Genomic DNA, 15,515 nt, shown 5'->3' with positions numbered 1-15,515 from the left:
CCCGAACCGAACACGAGGGGTGAACCGACCAGTGGAAATCTCCGCCGAAACGCGATCCGCGCTGCACCTTAACGGCTCTGACGTGGGCAAACGCGTCTCCGTGCGGCGGCTCGCCGAAGACGGCGACGCGGGTGCGAAGTTCACCGACACGGTCGGGGTTCTCACATCATGGAACGACGGCGTGCTGTCGATCACCCGTCGCGACGGCGAACGGGTGCGGATCGACGAGTCGGCGCTGGTCGCGGGCAAGGTGGTGCCTCCGGAGCCGGCCCGCCGCCGCGGCCCGGCCGCCTCGTACCGCGAGCTGGCCCGGGTGGCCGCCCGCGGCTGGCCCCCGGTGGAGAGCGAGCCGCTCGGGGAGTGGGTGCTGCGCGCCGCCGCCGGCTTCACCCGGCGCGCCAACTCGGCGCTGCCGACGGGCGACCCGGGGGTCGGTGCGGACGAGGCGCTGGACGCCGTGTCCGCCTGGTACGCGGAACGGGGCCTGCCCGCCTACGTCCAGGCGTCGACCGGGGCGGAGGGGACCGACGAACTGCTGTGCGCGGCGCTCGAGGAGCGCGGGTGGGTGCGTGAGGTGACGGCGGAGCTGTGGACCGGCGGGCTCGCCCCGGTGGCCGACGCGGTGGACCCGGACACCGCCGCGGTCGTGCTCTCCCGGCACACCGACGAGGCGTGGCTGGCGCGTTACCGCCGCAAGGGCGTCACCGAGGTGGCGCGCCGGGTGCTGGAGGGCGGGCCGTCGGTGTGGTTCGCGACCGTTCCGGGCCGGGAGGGCGAGCCGCCGGCCGCCATCGGCCGGTGCGTCGTGGACGGCAGGTGGGCCGGGTTCGCCGCGGTGGAGGTGGCGCCGGAGCGGCGGCGGGAGGGGCTGGCGACCCGCGTGATGGCGGCGCTCGCCGGGCAGGCGTTGAAGGAGGGCGCCTCCGCGGGCTGGCTCCAGGTGGAGACCGACAACACCGGGGCCCGCCGGCTGTACGACGCCCTGGGTTTCACGGCCCACCACGCCTACCACCACTACCGTTCACCCGAGGCCTGAGGAGGCGACCGCACGGCATGCTGACCCCCGACCCACCGGTCCCCTCCGGACCGGAACAACGCGCCCGCTGGACCGCCCGGTTCGCCGCCGAGGCCCGTGCCGAACGTCCCGACCTGGTGACGCTCTGCCTGCTGATCGGCGCGGTCGCGGACGCCTCCTTCGACGAGGCCGGCATGGACGAGGTCCAGATGGAGCTCGACCGGCTGGCCGGACGACTGCCCTTCCGGCCGGGAGGCCCGCGCGAGTGGGCCGAGGCGGCGCGCAGGCTGCTGGGCGACGAGGAGGGGTTCGCGGGCGGCGAGGCCGACTACCGCGACCTGCGGTCCTCGCTGCTGCACCAGGTGCTGCGGCGCAGGCGGGGCCTGCCGATCCTGCTGTCGGTGGTGTGGACGGAGGTCGCCCGGAGGGCGGGGGCGCCGGTCCACGGGGTGGCGCTGCCGGGCCACTTCGTCGTCGGGTTCGGCCCGGCCGACGACCCGGCGCGGCAGGTGCTGGCCGACCCGTTCGCGGGCGGGCGGCTGCTGACCGGCCCGGACGCGGAGCTGCTGGTGCTGGACGCGACGGGCTCCTCCCCCGACCCCGCCGACCCGTCGGTGTACGAGCCCGCCCGGCCGCTGGAGGTGGTGGTGCGGATCCTGAACAACGTCCGCGCCTGGGCGGCGGCCCGGCCCGAGCAGTCCGCGACGGCGCTCTGGGCGCTGGAGCTGTCCCTGCTGCTGCCCTCCCGCCCGGCGAACCTGCGCTACGAGTACGCGCAACTCCTGGTGAACAGGGGCGAGTTCATGGCCGGTGCGGAGGAACTGGAGGTCTATGCGGACGTGGTGGAGGAGGTCGACGAGGAGCTGGCCGAACGGGTGCGCGGCCAGGCCAGGTCGGCCCGCGCCCGGCTCAACTGACGGCCCCGCCGGACGGGTCCGCCCGCACCGCCCCGAAGGGCCGAGCGGGCGGGGGCCGTCGGGCGGGTCGTGGGGTCAGCTGGGGTTCGTCTCGATGACGCCGACGCGCTCGGTCCTGTCGAGCAGGGCGGGGCGCAGGGCGCCGATGACGTCCTCCACGGTCACCGGGGTCTTCTGCCCGGTGGCGCGGGTGACGAGCACCCCGTCGAAGGTCTCGCCGTAGAGCTTCTGCAGCTCGGCCTTGTCGTAGCTCTCGACCAGCCGGCCGTCGACGGCCTGCACGCGCAGGAACCGCCAGAGCGACTTCTCCGGGCTGAAGGAGATGGTGTGCGCCGCATCGGTCCGGACCGTCACCAGGCCGGACATGGCGGGCTGGGCGAACTCCTTCATCATGCGGTTGACCTCGGCGTCCGGGACGCTGGGCTCGCGGGTGACGACCGGCAGCTCCACGGCCTTCGCGTCGCCGGTGGCGACCTGCTCGCGGTAGGCCGCCTTGACCGCGGGCACGGCCTTCGCCACGTCGACGCCCTCGCCGGGCTTGCCGTAGACGGGGACGGCCTTCCCGGCGCGGAACTCGATGCCGCCCTCGGTGACCGAGCCGGTGCCGCCGGCGGCCTCCTCGAGCGCCGCGCGCAGCTTCTCGGCGTCGACCGGCATGTCGGGCTCCACCACCCGCTCCTGGCCGAAGAGCGAGCCGATCACGGAGACCGGGTTGTAGTCGCTCCGGGCGGCTTCGCCGACGGTGGCGCGGGTGTCGATCTCCAGGCCCGCCTGCTCCGGCTCGAGGTTGACGACCTCGCCGTCCACGGCCAGCTTCAGCGGCTGGCGCATGCGCTCGCCGAGCGCCTGGTCCAGCTTCTGCGCGGCCTCGTCGCGGGTGCCGCCGCCTATCTCCACGCCGAGCACGGTGGTGCCCTTGGGCACGTCGGAGTGGTTCAGCAGCAGGCCGGCGCCGTAGGCCACGGCCGCGAGGGCGACCAGGGCGCCGCCGAGCAGGGCCACCTTGTTGCGGCCCTTCTTCTTCGGCGCGGCGGGCGGGGCCGGGGCGGGAGCCGGGGCCGGGGAGGGGGCCGGGCTGAACATGCCGGGCGGCGGGACGGCCGGACCGCCGGGGGCTCCGCCGGCCGGCGGGGCGCCGGGGCCGGCGGGCACCCGGGGGATGCCGCTGGTGAGGGTGTCGCCGGAGACGTTGTCCTGACGGCGCGGGGCGCCGGGAGCGGGGCGCTGCGGGGTGAGCACCGCGGTGTCGTCGCTGAGGCCGCCGCCGAGGTCGGGGGTGAGCGGACCGCTGCCGGTCACCGGGCCGCCGGTCGGGCCGGTGGGGGGCTCGGGACGGGAGGCCGGTGCGGCGCCCGCGCCGGGGGCCCGGCCCGCGGGGGTGGTGGCGCCGGTGGAGGGCGCCCGGCCGCCGCGGGGGCCGAGCGGGCCGGCGTTGAGCGCCTCGGTGACGTCGACCGAGCCGGTGCCGCCGCCGTGTCCGGGGGCCACCGGTCCGCCGGTCGCGCCGGGGAGGCCGGAGCCGTTGGTGCCGCCGGAGCCGCCCTGGCCGGGGCGCGGGGCGCCACCCGGACGCGGGGCGCCGGCCGCCGGACGCTGCCCGGTGGGGGCCGCGCCGCCGGGGCGGGGTGCGGTGGGCCGCTGCGGGAGGGCCGGGGCGGAGGTGCCGGCCGCCGCGGGCGTGCGGCCCTGGCCGGAGGGCGAACCGCCCTGGCCCGAGGGGGCGGAGGGGCCGGAGGGAGCGGACGGGCCGGACGGGCCCGGGAGTGCGTTCCGGCCCGGCTTGGCGCCCGCCGGGTCGCCCTGCGGCGCGGGCGCGGGGGCCTTGCGCGGGGCGAACCAGTCGCTGGTCTTCTCCTTCGCCGGGGCCTCCGGCTGCGCCGGCCTCTCGGCGGGCGCCGCGGACGCGGCGGAGGTGTCCGTGCCGCCGGCGGGGGTGGCCCCCTCGGGCGCGGACTGCTCGCCCGCGGCGGACCCCTCCCCCACGGGCTTGCGCACCACCACCGGCGGGATCGGCCGGGACCCCGGGATGTTGATCTTCACCCGGGTCGTCAGCGTGGTCTCGGTCTTGCGGCCTTCCGGCGCCGTCGGCTCGGAGGGGTGCGCGGATCCGCCGTTCCCGCTGGGCGTGGGGGACGGATTGTCAGTTTCACGACTCAAGGCAGGTTCTCCCGGTTGGCTCCGCCGCCCGTCACGACCTCACAGCGGGCTTCTCGGCGGCGCGCTCCACGATACTGGCCGCTTCCCGCGGGTAACCCACGGCCGAGGGCATATCTACCCCCGGTGGCCGCCGGGGCGACGGGACGAAGCGGGACGTCACTCCCAAGTGGGACGGCGGGACTCAGCGGTCGCGGCCGCCTCGGAGGGTGGCGCAGATCATAGCGACCACCATGCCGCCGAGGAGGAACAGGTAGGGCCGCAGGCCGGCGCCGAACACGAAGTCGCCCTCCGGGCGGCTGGTGGTGAGGAGCACGACGGCGATCAGCCAGCCCACCACGGGGACGGCCGCCCCCGCCCGGGAGGTCATCAGCCGCGCTCCGGCGAGGAAGGTGCCGGCCGTCCCGGCGAGGGCGAGCAGCAGGCCGCCGGGGAAGAACGCGCCCTGCACCAGGGCGCCGGCCACCCCGACCACCGCCCCCAGCAGGAGCAGGCCGGCGTAGGCCGCGGTGCGGCCGGCCGAGGGCAGTCTCAGCGGCTGGGCCAGGAGGCTTCCGGGGCCTCCAGCGCCTCCGGGGCCTCCCGGGCGTCCGGCGGGCGGCGTTCCCTTGGCGTTCGTGCTCACGCGGCATCTCCTTCGGCGCCGTCGGAACCGGCTGAACCGGCACAACCGGCAGACCCGGCTGACCCGGAGGCGCCCGCGGTCCCGGCGACGCCCGCGAACAGGTCGCCCTCCACGCCCGGACCGCCCGGCTCGCCCTTCACCAACTCGTAGTGCTCCACCGCGAGCAGCGGCTGGGCCAGGTCGTTGGAGAGCGCGAACCAGGGCCCGCGCACGGCGATCTGGGTGGCGTGGGCGGTCATCGCGGCGGCCTTGGCGGCGGCGTACGGGGTGCCCTCGGCGTCCAGCCGGGCGGTGATCCGCGCCGGGTCGTCGACGATGCCGGGCAGGTCGTCCACGGCGGCCGGGGCGGGGAACGGGAGCCCCGGCAGGGCCTCGTGGAGGCGGGCGAAGGCCTCCTCGGCGACGGCGCGCGGCATCCGGGTCCAGTAGATCTTGGGGATGTCCCAGGCGTCGCCGAGGTCGGGGCGCAGGCCCGGGTCCGCGGCCAGTTCGGCCGCGCGCATGGCAACCCGGTGGGCCTGGATGTGGTCGGGGTGGCCGTAGCCGCCGTTCGGGTCGTAGGTCACCAGCACCTGCGGGCGGACCTCGCGGATCACGGCGACCAGGTGCCCGGCGGCCTCGTCCACCGAGGCGCCCCAGAAGGCGCCCGGGGCGTCGTTGTCGGGCAGGCCCATCATCCCGGAGTCGCCGTAGCGGCCCTCGCCGCCCAGCAGCCGGACGTCCGTCACGCCCAGTTCGCGCATGGCCGCGGCCAGCTCCTGACGGCGGTGCGCGCCCAGCGCCGCGCCCGAGAGGTGTGCCAGCTCGGGCGGGATGACCTCACCGAGCTCGCCGAGGGTGCAGGTGACCAGGGTGACCCCGGCGCCCTCGGCCGCGTAGCGGGCCATGGTGGCGCCGTTGTTGATCGACTCGTCGTCCGGGTGCGCGTGCACCAGCAGCAGGCGGCGAGCGGGCGTGTCCGTCATGGGGCCAGCTTAGGCGGGCGCCCAGGGCCCGGCGGATACCCCCGGCCCACGGACCGGTGTAGGCCGCCGCTCCGGGGGTATCCGGGAGCGGGGAGGACGACGGGTCAGAACTTGAAGCTGCCGATCATGCCCGCGATGTTGTTCGTCAGTTCGCTGATCGTGGGGGCCACCGACGAGGCGGCGAGGTAGAACCCGAGCAGCATGCAGACGATCGCATGCCCCGCCTTCAGCCCCGACTTCTTGATCAGCAGGAAGACGACGATCGCCAGCAGCACCACCACCGAGATCGAGAGTGCCACGGCGGTTCACCTCCAAAGCTCCCTAGGACACAGGCAGTCGGACCGAAGGGGCGACAAATCCTTCGCGCAGCCAGCAGGTTGATACCCATCGGACGGCAGCGATCATAACTATCCGAGGGCACGCATGAGTCGGCGCACAGCCGCACGCGGGGGGCGCATGGCCAATATGGTCAGGTCATGCAGACGGACACCGAATCCTTCCCCCGGCGGCACGCCCGCACCCAGCGGTTCACCCTCGGGGCGCCGCGCGCGTTCACCGTGGCACCCGACGGTTCCCGTGTCGTCTTCCTGCGCTCCGGCTCCGGCACGGACCGCGCCGGAGCCCTCCGGGTGCTGGACCTGGACGCCGCGGACGGTCCCGCGGAACGGCTCGCGGCGGACCCCGCGGCGCTGCTGGACGGCGCCGGGGAGGACCTCTCCCCCGAGGAGCGCGCGCGGCGCGAGCGGAGCCGTGAGGGCGGCGCCGGCATCGTCTCGTACGCCACCGACGCGGCCGTGGAGCTGGCGTGTTTCGCCTTGTCAGGGCGGCTTTTCGCGGCCGAACTGAGGGCCGGGACGGTGCGCGCACTGCCCGTCGAGGGGCCGGTCGTCGACCCTCGCCCCTCCCCCGACGGACGCCTCGTCGCGTATGTGGCGGGCGGCGCCCTGAGGGTCGTCGGGGTGGACGGCGAGGGCGGCCGGGCGCTGGCGGAACCGGAGTCGGGGACGGTGGCGTACGGGCTCGCCGAGTTCGTCGCGGCGGAGGAGATGCAGCGCTTCCGCGGCTTCTGGTGGTCCCCGGAGTCGGACCGGCTGCTGGCCGCGCGGACCGACGACGCGCCCGTCCGGCGCTGGTGGATCGCCGATCCGGCCCACCCCGAGCGGGAGCCGCGGCCCCAGGCCTACCCCGCGGCCGGCACCCCCAATGCGCGCGTACAGTTGTTCGCCTTCGGCCTCGACGGCAGCCGCACGGAGGTCCTCTGGGACCGCGAGGTGTACCCGTACCTGGCACGAGTGCACTGGTCAGCGGGGGGTTCGCCGCTGATCCTGGTGCAGTCGCGGGACCAGCGCGAGCAGCTCACCCTGGCCGTCGACCCGGACACCGGGGCCACCCGGACGCTGCTGAGCGAGAGCGACCCAACATGGCTTGAATTGTTCGCTGCCACGCCGTGCTGGAGCCCGGCCGGGGAGCTGGTGCGGATCACCGACGAGAGCGGGGCGCGGGCCCTCGCGGTGGGCGGCCGCACGCTCACCGACGGGCGGCTGCACCTGCGGGCGGTGCTGGACGTCTCCGAGCACGACGTCCTGGTGTCGGCCTCCGCGGGCGAGGCGGCCGACGCACCGGAGATCGGGGAGGTGCACGTCCACCGGGTCACGGCCGACTCCGTGGAGCGCGTCTCCACGGAGCCGGGCGTCCACACGGCGGTGCGCTCGGGCGGGGTGACGGTGCTGGTGTCGTCCACGCCCGACCGGCCGGGCGCCCGGGTGGTGGTGCTGCGCGACGGCGAGGAGGTCGCCCGGATCGCCTCGCACGCCGCCGACCCCGGGCTGACCCCGCGGGTCTCCCTCACCGAGGCGGGCGCGCGGCGCATTCCGTGCGCCGTGCTGCTGCCCACGCACTACCGCGCGGGCGAACTCCTGCCCGTCCTCATGGACCCGTACGGCGGCCCGCACGGGCAGCGCGTGTACGCCTCCCACAACGCCCACCTCACCTCCCAGTGGTTCGCCGACCAGGGGTTCGCGGTGATCGTCGCCGACGGGCGCGGCACCCCGGGGCGCTCCCCGGCGTGGGAGAAGGCGGTCAGGGGCGACCTCACCCTCGCCCTGGAGGACCAGATCGACGCCCTCCACGACCTGGCCGAGCGGTATCCGCTGGACCTGTCGCGGGTGGCCGTGCGGGGCTGGTCCTTCGGCGGGTACCTGGCCGCGCTGGCCGTGCTGCGCCGGCCGGACGTCTTCGCCGCGGGCGTCGCCGGGGCGCCGGTCACCGACTGGCGGCTCTACGACACCCACTACACCGAGCGGTACCTGGGCGACCCTGCGGCCGACCCGCGGGCGTACGCGGCCAGTTCGCTGGTGACCGACGACGGCCTCTCCGGGGCCGCCGAGCGCGGCCGGCCGCTGATGGTGATCCACGGGCTGGCCGACGACAACGTGGTGGCCGCCCACACCCTGCGGCTCTCCTCCGCGTTGCTGGCCGCGGGACGGCCGCACGAGGTGCTGCCGCTGTCGGGCGTGACCCACATGACGCCGCAGGAGCGGGTGGCGGAGAACCTGCTGCTGCTCCAGGTCGACTTCCTGCGCCGCTCGCTGGGCACGGCCCCTGCGGGGGCGGACGGCGCGTCCCGGTCGGCGGGCTGACCGGGCCGCGCGGGCACGGGCGGAGGCCGGCGGGAACGGCGGGGGCCCACGGGGGGCCGGCGGGAACGGCGGGAACGGCGGGGGCCCACGGGGGGCCGGCGGGAAGGGCACGGGCCGGGGCGACATGGCGCGCCCCGGCCCGTTCACGGCACCCGCACGGCCGTACCCCTTCAGCGTTCCCCGTCCGTATATCGGATGCGGGTCGACGCAATTACCTGACTGTTAACGGGCCGGCCCGCCCGGCTCGTCCTCGGGCACCACCCGCTTCTCCTCGGCGAAGTGACAGGCCGACGGATGCGCCGCCGGGCCGCCCCGTTCGCGGAACGCCTCCGGGACGGCGAGCGCCGGGACCTCCTCGGCGCAGCGCTGCCGCGCCTTCCAGCAGCGGGTGCGGAAGCGGCAGCCGGAGGGGATGTTCGTCGGCGAGGGCACGTCCCCGGTGAGGATGATCCGCTCCCGGCGGTCCCGGGCCGCCGGGTCGGGGACGGGGACGGCGGAGAGCAGCGCCTGGGTGTAGGGGTGCGTGGGGTGGTCGTAGATGGCCCGGTCGGTGCCGGTCTCCACGATCCGCCCGAGGTACATCACCCCGACGCGGTCGGAGATGTGCCGCACCACGGACAGGTCGTGCGCGATGAACACGTAGGCGAGGCCGAACTCGTCCTGGAGCCGCTCGAGCAGGTTGACCACCTGGGCCTGGACCGAGACGTCGAGGGCGGAGACGGGTTCGTCGGCGACGATGATCTCGGGCCGCAGCGCGAGTCCGCGGGCGATGCCGATGCGCTGGCGCTGCCCGCCGGAGAACTGGTGCGGGTAGCGGTTGACGTGCTCGGGGTTGAGGCCGACCACCTCCAGCAGCCCCTGCACGCGGCGCCGGCGGTCGCCCTTGGGGGCGGCCTCGGGGTGGATGTCGAAGGGCTCGCCCACGATGTCGCCGACGGTCATCCGGGGGTTGAGCGAGGTGTACGGGTCCTGGAAGACCATCTGGATGTTCCGGCGCACCGCCTTCAGGGCGCGGCCGGACAGCCGGGTGACGTCCTCGCCCTTGTAGCGGATGGATCCCGCGGTGGGCCGCTCCAGGTTGACCAGCATCCGCGCCACCGTGGACTTCCCGCAGCCGGACTCCCCGACGATGCCGAGGGTCTCGCCGCGGCCGAGGGCGAAGTCGACGCCGTCGACGGCCTTCACGGCGCCGGTCTGCTTGCGGAAGACGATCCCCCGGGTGAGCGGGTAGTGCTTCACGAGCCCCTCGACCTCGAGGATCGGCTCGGTCGTCGTGTCCGTGCCGGGTGTGGGCGCCATGGTGGCCATCGGTTCTCCTGGCGGTGGTCGAGCGGACGGGCGGGGCCCCGGAACGGCGGCGGGTGCCGGCCGGGACGGCGGGACGGGGCGTTCGAACGGTCACGGCGCGACCGGCCCGACCGACCCGCGGCCGGGGGCGCCCGCCGCGGTGCCCGGTGGCCGGTGCCCGCCCCCGGGAGTCCCGGACATGGTGGGCGGACGGTCGGGCCGGGCGGTCGGGCTGTGCGGGCGGTCAGGGCAGGCGGGGCGGTCGGGCGCTGGGGGCGGTCGGGCAGGCGGGGCGGACAGGCGGTTGGGGCGGACGAGTTGTGCGGGCGACGGGTCGGACAGGCAGTTGGTGCGGTCGGGCGGTCGGAGCGGTCAGGCGGTCGAACCGTGCAGGCGGTCGGGGCAGACGGGCCGTGTGGGCTGTCGGCCCCGGACAGGCGAACGGGGCGGCTGGTGCGGTCGGACGGTCAGGCGGTCAGGCCAAGCGGTCGAACCGTGCGGGCGGTCAGGGCAGGCAGGCCGGGCGGGCGGTAGGGGCGGGTGTGCACAAGGGGCTGGTCAGTGGGGGGTGGTGGATTCGAGGCAGTCGCGCCAGAAGTGGCAGGCGCTGCCGCGGTCGGGGCCGGAGGCGGGGCCCCGGTCCACGGCGTACAGCGGCGGGACGTCGGTCCGGCAGACGTCCTGGGCCATCGGGCAGCGGGGGTGGAACGGGCAGCCGGGCGGGACGGCGGTGAGGCTGGGCGGCAGGCCCTTGATCGCGTAGAGCTCGCCCCCCTTGTGGTCCAGGCGCGGGATGGAGTCCAGCAGGCCTCGCGTGTAGGGGTGCGCGGGCGCCTTGTAGAGGTCGTGCACCCCGGCCGTCTCGACGATCCGGCCCGCGTACATCACGGCGATCCGGTCGGCCACGTCGGCGACCACACCGAGGTCGTGGGTGATCAGGATCAGTCCCATCCGGTACTCGCGCTGGAGCTCGGCGAGCAGGTCCATGACCTGGGCCTGGACCGTCACGTCCAGCGCGGTGGTGGGCTCGTCGGCGATGATCAGCGCCGGTTCCAGCGCCAGCGCCATGGCGATCATGATGCGCTGGCGCATGCCCCCGGAAAACTGGTGCGGATAGTCCCGCACCCGCTGTGCCGCCGCGGGGATGCGGACCCGGTCCATCAGCTCGACGGCCTTGGCGCGGGCGTCCTTCTTCGACAGGCCGCGGTGGACGACGAACATCTCGCCGAGCTGGTCCCCCACGGTCATCACCGGGTTGAGGGAGGAGAGCGCGTCCTGGAAGATCATCGCCATCTCCGCGCCGCGGACGGTCCGGCGTTCCTCCTCCTTGAGCCGGAGCAGGTCGCGGCCCTGGAAGAGGATCTCGCCGCCGGTGATCCGGCCGGGCGGCGTGTCGAGGATGCCCAAGACGGCCTGGGCGGTGACGGACTTCCCGGAGCCGGACTCGCCGAGCACGGCGAGGGTCTCGCCCGCGTCGACGCTGTAGCTGACCCCGTTCACCGCCTTGGCCACGCCCTCCCGGGTGGTGAACTCCACGCGCAGGTCACGGACGTCGAGCAGCATGGCGGCTCACCTCAGCTTCGGGTCGAGGGCGTCGCGGACCGCGTCGCCGAGCATGATGAACGCCAGCACCGTGAGCGCCAGCGCGCCGGCCGGCCAGAGCAGCATGTGCGGGGCGTTGCGGATGTACGGGGAGGCGGAGGAGATGTCGATGCCCCAGCTGACCGTGGGCGGTTTCAGCCCGACGCCCAGGTAGGACAGCGTGGCCTCCAGGGCGATGTAGGTGCCGAGCGCGATGGTGGCGACGACGATCACCGGGGCGACCGCGTTGGGCGCGATGTGCCGCAGCAGCATCCGGGGACCGGAGGCGCCGAGGGCGCGGGCCGCCTGGACGTAGTCGTGCTGCTTGGCGGTGATGACCGCGCCGCGGGAGATGCGGGAGATCTGCGGCCAGCCCAGCAGCACCATGAAGCCGATCACCGGCCAGACGCTGTTGCTGGTGACCACCGACAGCAGCACCAGGCCGCCCAGGACCACCGGGATGGCGAAGAAGACGTCGGTGAGACGGGAGAGCAGCGCGTCCCAGACGCCGCCGAAGAACCCCGCGAGGCCGCCCAGGACGCTGCCGAGGAGGGCGACGCCGAGGGTGGCGCAGACGCCGACGGTGACCGAGGTGCGGGCGCCGTACACGGTGCGCGTGTAGACGTCGCAGCCCTGGCCGTTGAACCCGAACGGGTGGCCGGGCTGGGAGCCTTCCTGGGCGCGGGCCAGGTCGCAGTCGAGCGGGTCGCCGGAGGTGAGCAGGCTGGGCCAGACGGCGATCAGCAGCAGGAAGAGGATCAGCAGCGAGGAGACGACGAAGACCGGGTTGCGGCGCAGGTCCCGCCAGGCGTCCGACCACAGGGAGCGCGGCCTGGCGGTGGGTCCGCCGCCGTCGGGCCCGGGGTCGTCCTCCAGCGTGCGGCCCTCGTCGGTGGCCAGGTCCATGGAGCCGCCGAAGCCCGTGCCGGCGATCGCGCCGTCCTCGGCGGCCCGGCCGCCCTCGGACCGGTCGCCGCGCGGGTGGTCACCGGGGTCGGGAAGCGGCTGCCGCGGTTCAGGCATAGCGGATCCTCGGGTCGAGTACGGCGTACAGAAGGTCGACGATGAGGTTCGCCACCAGGAAGACCAGCACCAGCACCGTCACGAAGCCGACGACCGTCTGGGTGTTCTGCCGGAGGATGCCCTGGTAGAGCTGGTAACCGACCCCGTGGATGTTGAAGATCCGCTCGGTGACGATGGCTCCGCCCATCAGTGCGCCGACGTCGGTGCCGATGAAGGTGACCACGGGGATCAGCGAGTTCCGCAGCAGGTGCCGGGTGACCACCCGGCGGCGCGGGAGCCCCTTGGCGACGGCGGTGCGGACGTAGTCGGAGCGGCGGTTCTCGGCGATGGAGGTGCGGGTCAGCCGGGTCACGTAGGCCAGCGAGACGGAGGCCAGCACCAGGCCGGGGACGATCAGCTCGCCGAAGCCGGCCTCGTAGGAGACCGAGGGGTTGATCCAGCCCCACTTCACGCCGAGCAGCAGCTGCAGCAGGAGGCCGGTGACGAAGGTGGGGACGGAGATCACCACCAGGGTGGCGACCAGGACGCCGGTGTCCACCGGGCGGCCTCGGCGCATCCCGGTGACCACGCCGAGGGCGATGCCGATGACGATCTCGAAGAGGATCGCCACCAGGGTGAGCCGGATGGTCACCGGGAAGGCGGTGCCCATCAGTTCGGTGACCTTCTGGCCGTTGAAGGCGGTGCCGAAGTCCCCGGAGAGGACGTTGCCCATGTAGGTCAGGTACTGCTTCCAGACGGGCTGGTCGAGCCCGAACTCGGCCTTGAGGCGCGCGGCCGTCGCCGGGTCGCAGGCCCGGTCGCCGCAGAGGCCGGCGACCGGATCGCCCATGACGTTGACCATCAGGAAGATCAGCAGCGTCGCGCCGACGAACACGGGGATCATCTGGAGCAGACGCCGGATCACGTAGCGTCCCATGCTGCCTCCCGGCCAGGGTTGCGGACCGAACGGTGGGGGCGGTCCCCCGGTCAGCCGACCTTGATCCGGTCGTAGACCGGGACGCTGAAGGGGTTCAGGGCGACGTCCGAGAGGCGCTCGGAGTAGCCGGCGGAGCCGTTCTGGTACCAGAGCGGGATGGCCGCCATCTCGTCGCGGACCACCTCCTCGGCCTTGAGGAAGTTGTCCACCGCCGTGCCGGTGTCGGACTCGGCGTTGGCCTTGTCGACCCAGTCGTCGAACTCCTCGTTGGACCACTTGCCGTCGTTGGACGAGGCGTTGGTGTAGTACAGCGGCTGGAGGAAGTTCTGGATCAGCGGGTAGTCCATCTGCCAGCCGGCCCGGAAGGGACCGGGCATCTTCCGGTCGGAGATCTGGTTGCGGTAGTCCGCGAAGGTGCCGACGGGGTTGGGGACGCACGCCTTGCCCTGGCCCAGCGCGCGGTTGATGCTGTTGCAGACCGCCTCGACCCAGTCGCGGTGCGAGCCGGTGTCCGCGTTGAAGGTGATCCGGACCCGGCCGCCGGGCAGGCCGCCGCCCTCCTCGATGAGCTTCCTGGCCTCCTCCGGCTTGTACTCGCAGGACTCGCCGCAGAAGCCCTCCCGGAAGCCGCCCTCCTCGCCGAGGACCGGGGAGGTCCAGTCCGTCGCCGGGGTGCGGGTCTTCTGGAAGATCGTCTCGGTGATCTGCTGACGGTCGATCGCCATGGACAGGCCCTTGCGGACCTTCTCCATGCCGGGCTTGTTCCACTGGGGGTCGTAGAACGGGAAGGCCAGGGTCTGCAGGATGCCCGCCGGGGTGTTGATGTACCGGTCCCCGAGGTCGGCGGGGGCGTTCTTGAGCTGGCTGGCGGGGATGTCGTCGACCAGGTCGAGGTTGCCGGACATCAGGTCGTTGTAGGCCGTGGCGTTGTCCGTGTAGACCTTCAGGTCCACGCCGCCGTTGCGCGCCTTGTCGGGGCCGGTGTAGCCCTCCCACTTGCGCAGCGTCATCTGCGAGCCCTTGGCGTACGACTCGACCTGGTACGGGCCGTTGCCGACCGGCTTGGCGACCCAGGCGTCGTGGTCGTCGAAGAAGGCGCGGGGCAGCGGGGCGTAGGCGTTGTACCCGAGGGTGTCCGGGAAGGTCGAGAACTTCTGTGTGAGCTTGACGGTGAAGGTCCGGTCGTCGACCAGCCGCAGGCCGGAGAGGGTGTCGGCGCTCTGCGAGCCGCTCTCGGGGTGGGTCTTGTCGTACCCCTCGATGTACTGGAAGAAGTAGGCGTTCTTCTGGTTGTTCTTCAGGCTCGCGCCGTAGTTCCAGGCGTCCACGAACGACCGGGCGGTGACCGGCTCGCCGTTGCTGAACTTCCAGCCGTCCTTGACGGTGATGCGGAAGTTCTGCGAGTCGGTGGTCTCGATCTTCTCGGCGAGCATGTCCTTCGCCTCGCCGGTCTTCGGGTCGTACTTCTTGAGGTTGCGGAAGATCATGTCGAGGACCTTGCCGCCCTGGACCTCGTTGGTGTTGGCGGGCTCCAGGGGGTTCTGCGGGTCGCCCCAGGAGGAACTCAGCACGGCGCCGGCGTCACCGCCGCCGCCCCCGCCGCCGCCCCCGCCGCAGGCCGCGGCGAGCAGCGCGACCGTGGCGGCGCCGGCCGCGGCGGTCGTCCTGCGGGTCGCGGTGCGTGGGCGTCGTGGGGTCGCCGCGGGCCCCCTTCGTCCTCCGCGCATGGCGTGCCTCCCTCTCCCTGGGCGGACCCTGACCGGTGGCTGACCGGTGTCCGGGCGATCGGTGACCGATCGTTGACCGATCCGTACGGTGAACGATGCATATCGCCATTGACGTTCCGATTCATCCGGGATCCACCCGTTCGGGTGGGGAGGTCGCTCGGGTGGACGCGGGGAGGGGGTGCCTGGCCCTGGCCTCCGCGCCACGAGCCGCGTGCGGCGGCCGGGGCCGGGGGTGCCGCCTGGTGCACCCGCCGCGGCATGCGTCGGCCGGGCTCGCGCGGGCGACGGGGCACCGGGACGGCCTCCCGCGCCCTCACGGCGGCGTACGCGGGCCCAGCTTCGCGGGAACCCGCCCGCCCACCCCGAACCCTCGGCTTCCGCCCCGGCAGCCGCACGGCACCCGCGGAGGGGGTGCTCGTTGTGGCCGTGGAAGGCGGGGTGGGGCGGCTGCCGCGCACGGGCACGGCGGGCGGGCCGGGGGTGCGGCGTGGGGCCGAAGGCCGAGAGGCGAAAGGACCCAAGGCCAAGGGTGCGAGCAGGCCACAGGGCAGAGCAGGCCGCAGGGCCGACTCGACCACAGGACAGGGCGGACCAGACCGCAGCGCCAGGCAGACCGCAGGAGCGACCAGACCACAGGGCAAGGCAGACCCCAGGACCGACCAGACC

At 74.2% G+C, this 15,515-nt stretch carries 12 protein-coding genes; 3 read left to right on the top strand and 9 right to left on the bottom strand.

The features are described from left to right. The first annotated feature begins 31 nt into the window (after window positions 1–31). Window positions 32–1,036: a GNAT family N-acetyltransferase gene (locus tag ABZ836_RS02355; RefSeq protein ID WP_361138452.1), complete on the top strand. Its 1,005-nt coding sequence runs from the start codon at window positions 32–34 to the stop codon at window positions 1,034–1,036. 17 nt (window positions 1,037–1,053) lie between these two features. Continuing rightward, a complete protein-coding gene (locus tag ABZ836_RS02350; protein WP_361138449.1) occupies window positions 1,054–1,932 on the top strand; it encodes a transglutaminase-like domain-containing protein in 879 nt (292 codons plus the stop codon). A 75-nt stretch (window positions 1,933–2,007) separates the two neighbouring features. Here the strand turns inward: ABZ836_RS02350 and ABZ836_RS02345 are convergent, their stop codons facing one another. From ABZ836_RS02345 to ABZ836_RS02330, 4 genes are all read right to left on the bottom strand, one after another. Beyond that, window positions 2,008–4,089 carry a hypothetical protein gene (locus ABZ836_RS02345; RefSeq protein ID WP_361138446.1) on the bottom strand — a complete coding sequence of 694 codons (2,082 nt, stop codon included), beginning with the start codon at window positions 4,087–4,089 and terminating at the stop codon, window positions 2,008–2,010. A gap of 181 nt (window positions 4,090–4,270) precedes the next feature. Further along, a complete protein-coding gene (locus ABZ836_RS02340; protein ID WP_356137184.1) occupies window positions 4,271–4,633 on the bottom strand; it encodes a DUF6113 family protein in 363 nt (120 codons plus the stop codon). 74 nt (window positions 4,634–4,707) lie between these two features. Further along, window positions 4,708–5,676 carry an N-acetyl-1-D-myo-inositol-2-amino-2-deoxy-alpha-D-glucopyranoside deacetylase gene (gene mshB, locus ABZ836_RS02335; protein ID WP_361138443.1) on the bottom strand — a complete coding sequence of 323 codons (969 nt, stop codon included), beginning with the start codon at window positions 5,674–5,676 and terminating at the stop codon, window positions 4,708–4,710. 104 nt (window positions 5,677–5,780) lie between these two features. Continuing rightward, window positions 5,781–5,975, bottom strand: coding sequence for a hypothetical protein (locus ABZ836_RS02330; protein ID WP_166021337.1), 195 nt, complete (start codon window positions 5,973–5,975; stop codon window positions 5,781–5,783). Between the two features lie 177 nt (window positions 5,976–6,152). On the opposite strand from ABZ836_RS02330, the gene ABZ836_RS02325 reads away from it, so the two are divergent. Continuing rightward, on the top strand, window positions 6,153–8,315 hold the full coding sequence (locus ABZ836_RS02325) for a prolyl oligopeptidase family serine peptidase (RefSeq protein ID WP_361138440.1): 2,163 nt from the start codon (window positions 6,153–6,155) through the stop codon (window positions 8,313–8,315). 222 nt (window positions 8,316–8,537) lie between these two features. Here ABZ836_RS02325 and ABZ836_RS02320 read toward each other — a convergent pair whose 3' ends face one another. The 5 genes from ABZ836_RS02320 to ABZ836_RS02300 all read right to left on the bottom strand — a co-directional run bounded on the left by ABZ836_RS02320 (window position 8,538) and on the right by ABZ836_RS02300 (window position 14,849). After that, window positions 8,538–9,623, bottom strand: a complete 1,086-nt coding sequence (locus ABZ836_RS02320) for a dipeptide ABC transporter ATP-binding protein (protein WP_361138437.1) — start codon at window positions 9,621–9,623, stop codon at window positions 8,538–8,540. A 537-nt stretch (window positions 9,624–10,160) separates the two neighbouring features. After that, window positions 10,161–11,165: an ABC transporter ATP-binding protein gene (locus ABZ836_RS02315; RefSeq protein WP_361138434.1), complete on the bottom strand. Its 1,005-nt coding sequence runs from the start codon at window positions 11,163–11,165 to the stop codon at window positions 10,161–10,163. Window positions 11,166–11,171: 6 nt separating this feature from the next. Further along, on the bottom strand, window positions 11,172–12,206 hold the full coding sequence (locus ABZ836_RS02310) for an ABC transporter permease (protein ID WP_361138431.1): 1,035 nt from the start codon (window positions 12,204–12,206) through the stop codon (window positions 11,172–11,174). Further along, on the bottom strand, window positions 12,199–13,122 hold the full coding sequence (locus ABZ836_RS02305) for an ABC transporter permease (RefSeq protein ID WP_356137134.1): 924 nt from the start codon (window positions 13,120–13,122) through the stop codon (window positions 12,199–12,201). Before ABZ836_RS02305 ends, ABZ836_RS02310 begins: the two co-directional genes overlap by 8 nt. Window positions 13,123–13,172: 50 nt before the next feature. Then, on the bottom strand, window positions 13,173–14,849 hold the full coding sequence (locus ABZ836_RS02300; protein WP_361138428.1) for an ABC transporter substrate-binding protein: 1,677 nt from the start codon (window positions 14,847–14,849) through the stop codon (window positions 13,173–13,175). Window positions 14,850–15,515 lie beyond the last annotated feature (666 nt).

The organism is Streptomyces sp. NPDC047130 (assembly GCF_040643475.1).
Lineage (GTDB): Bacteria > Actinomycetota > Actinomycetes > Streptomycetales > Streptomycetaceae > Streptomyces.
The sequence above is the reverse complement of the archived record's forward strand: the minus strand, read 5'-3'. Positions and strand labels throughout refer to the sequence as shown.

Excerpts from the sequence above, each read along its gene's own strand:
- ABZ836_RS02350 (WP_361138449.1), top strand. The coding sequence starts at position 1,054 with ATGCTGACCCCCGACCCACCGGTCCCCTCCGGACCGGAACAACGCGCC.
- mshB (WP_361138443.1), bottom strand. The coding sequence starts at position 5,676 with ATGACGGACACGCCCGCTCGCCGCCTGCTGCTGGTGCACGCGCACCCG.
- ABZ836_RS02325 (WP_361138440.1), top strand. The coding sequence starts at position 6,153 with ATGCAGACGGACACCGAATCCTTCCCCCGGCGGCACGCCCGCACCCAG.
- ABZ836_RS02320 (WP_361138437.1), bottom strand. The coding sequence starts at position 9,623 with ATGGCCACCATGGCGCCCACACCCGGCACGGACACGACGACCGAGCCG.
- ABZ836_RS02315 (WP_361138434.1), bottom strand. The coding sequence starts at position 11,165 with ATGCTGCTCGACGTCCGTGACCTGCGCGTGGAGTTCACCACCCGGGAG.
- ABZ836_RS02310 (WP_361138431.1), bottom strand. The coding sequence starts at position 12,206 with ATGCCTGAACCGCGGCAGCCGCTTCCCGACCCCGGTGACCACCCGCGC.
- ABZ836_RS02305 (WP_356137134.1), bottom strand. The coding sequence starts at position 13,122 with ATGGGACGCTACGTGATCCGGCGTCTGCTCCAGATGATCCCCGTGTTC.
- ABZ836_RS02300 (WP_361138428.1), bottom strand. The coding sequence starts at position 14,849 with ATGCGCGGAGGACGAAGGGGGCCCGCGGCGACCCCACGACGCCCACGC.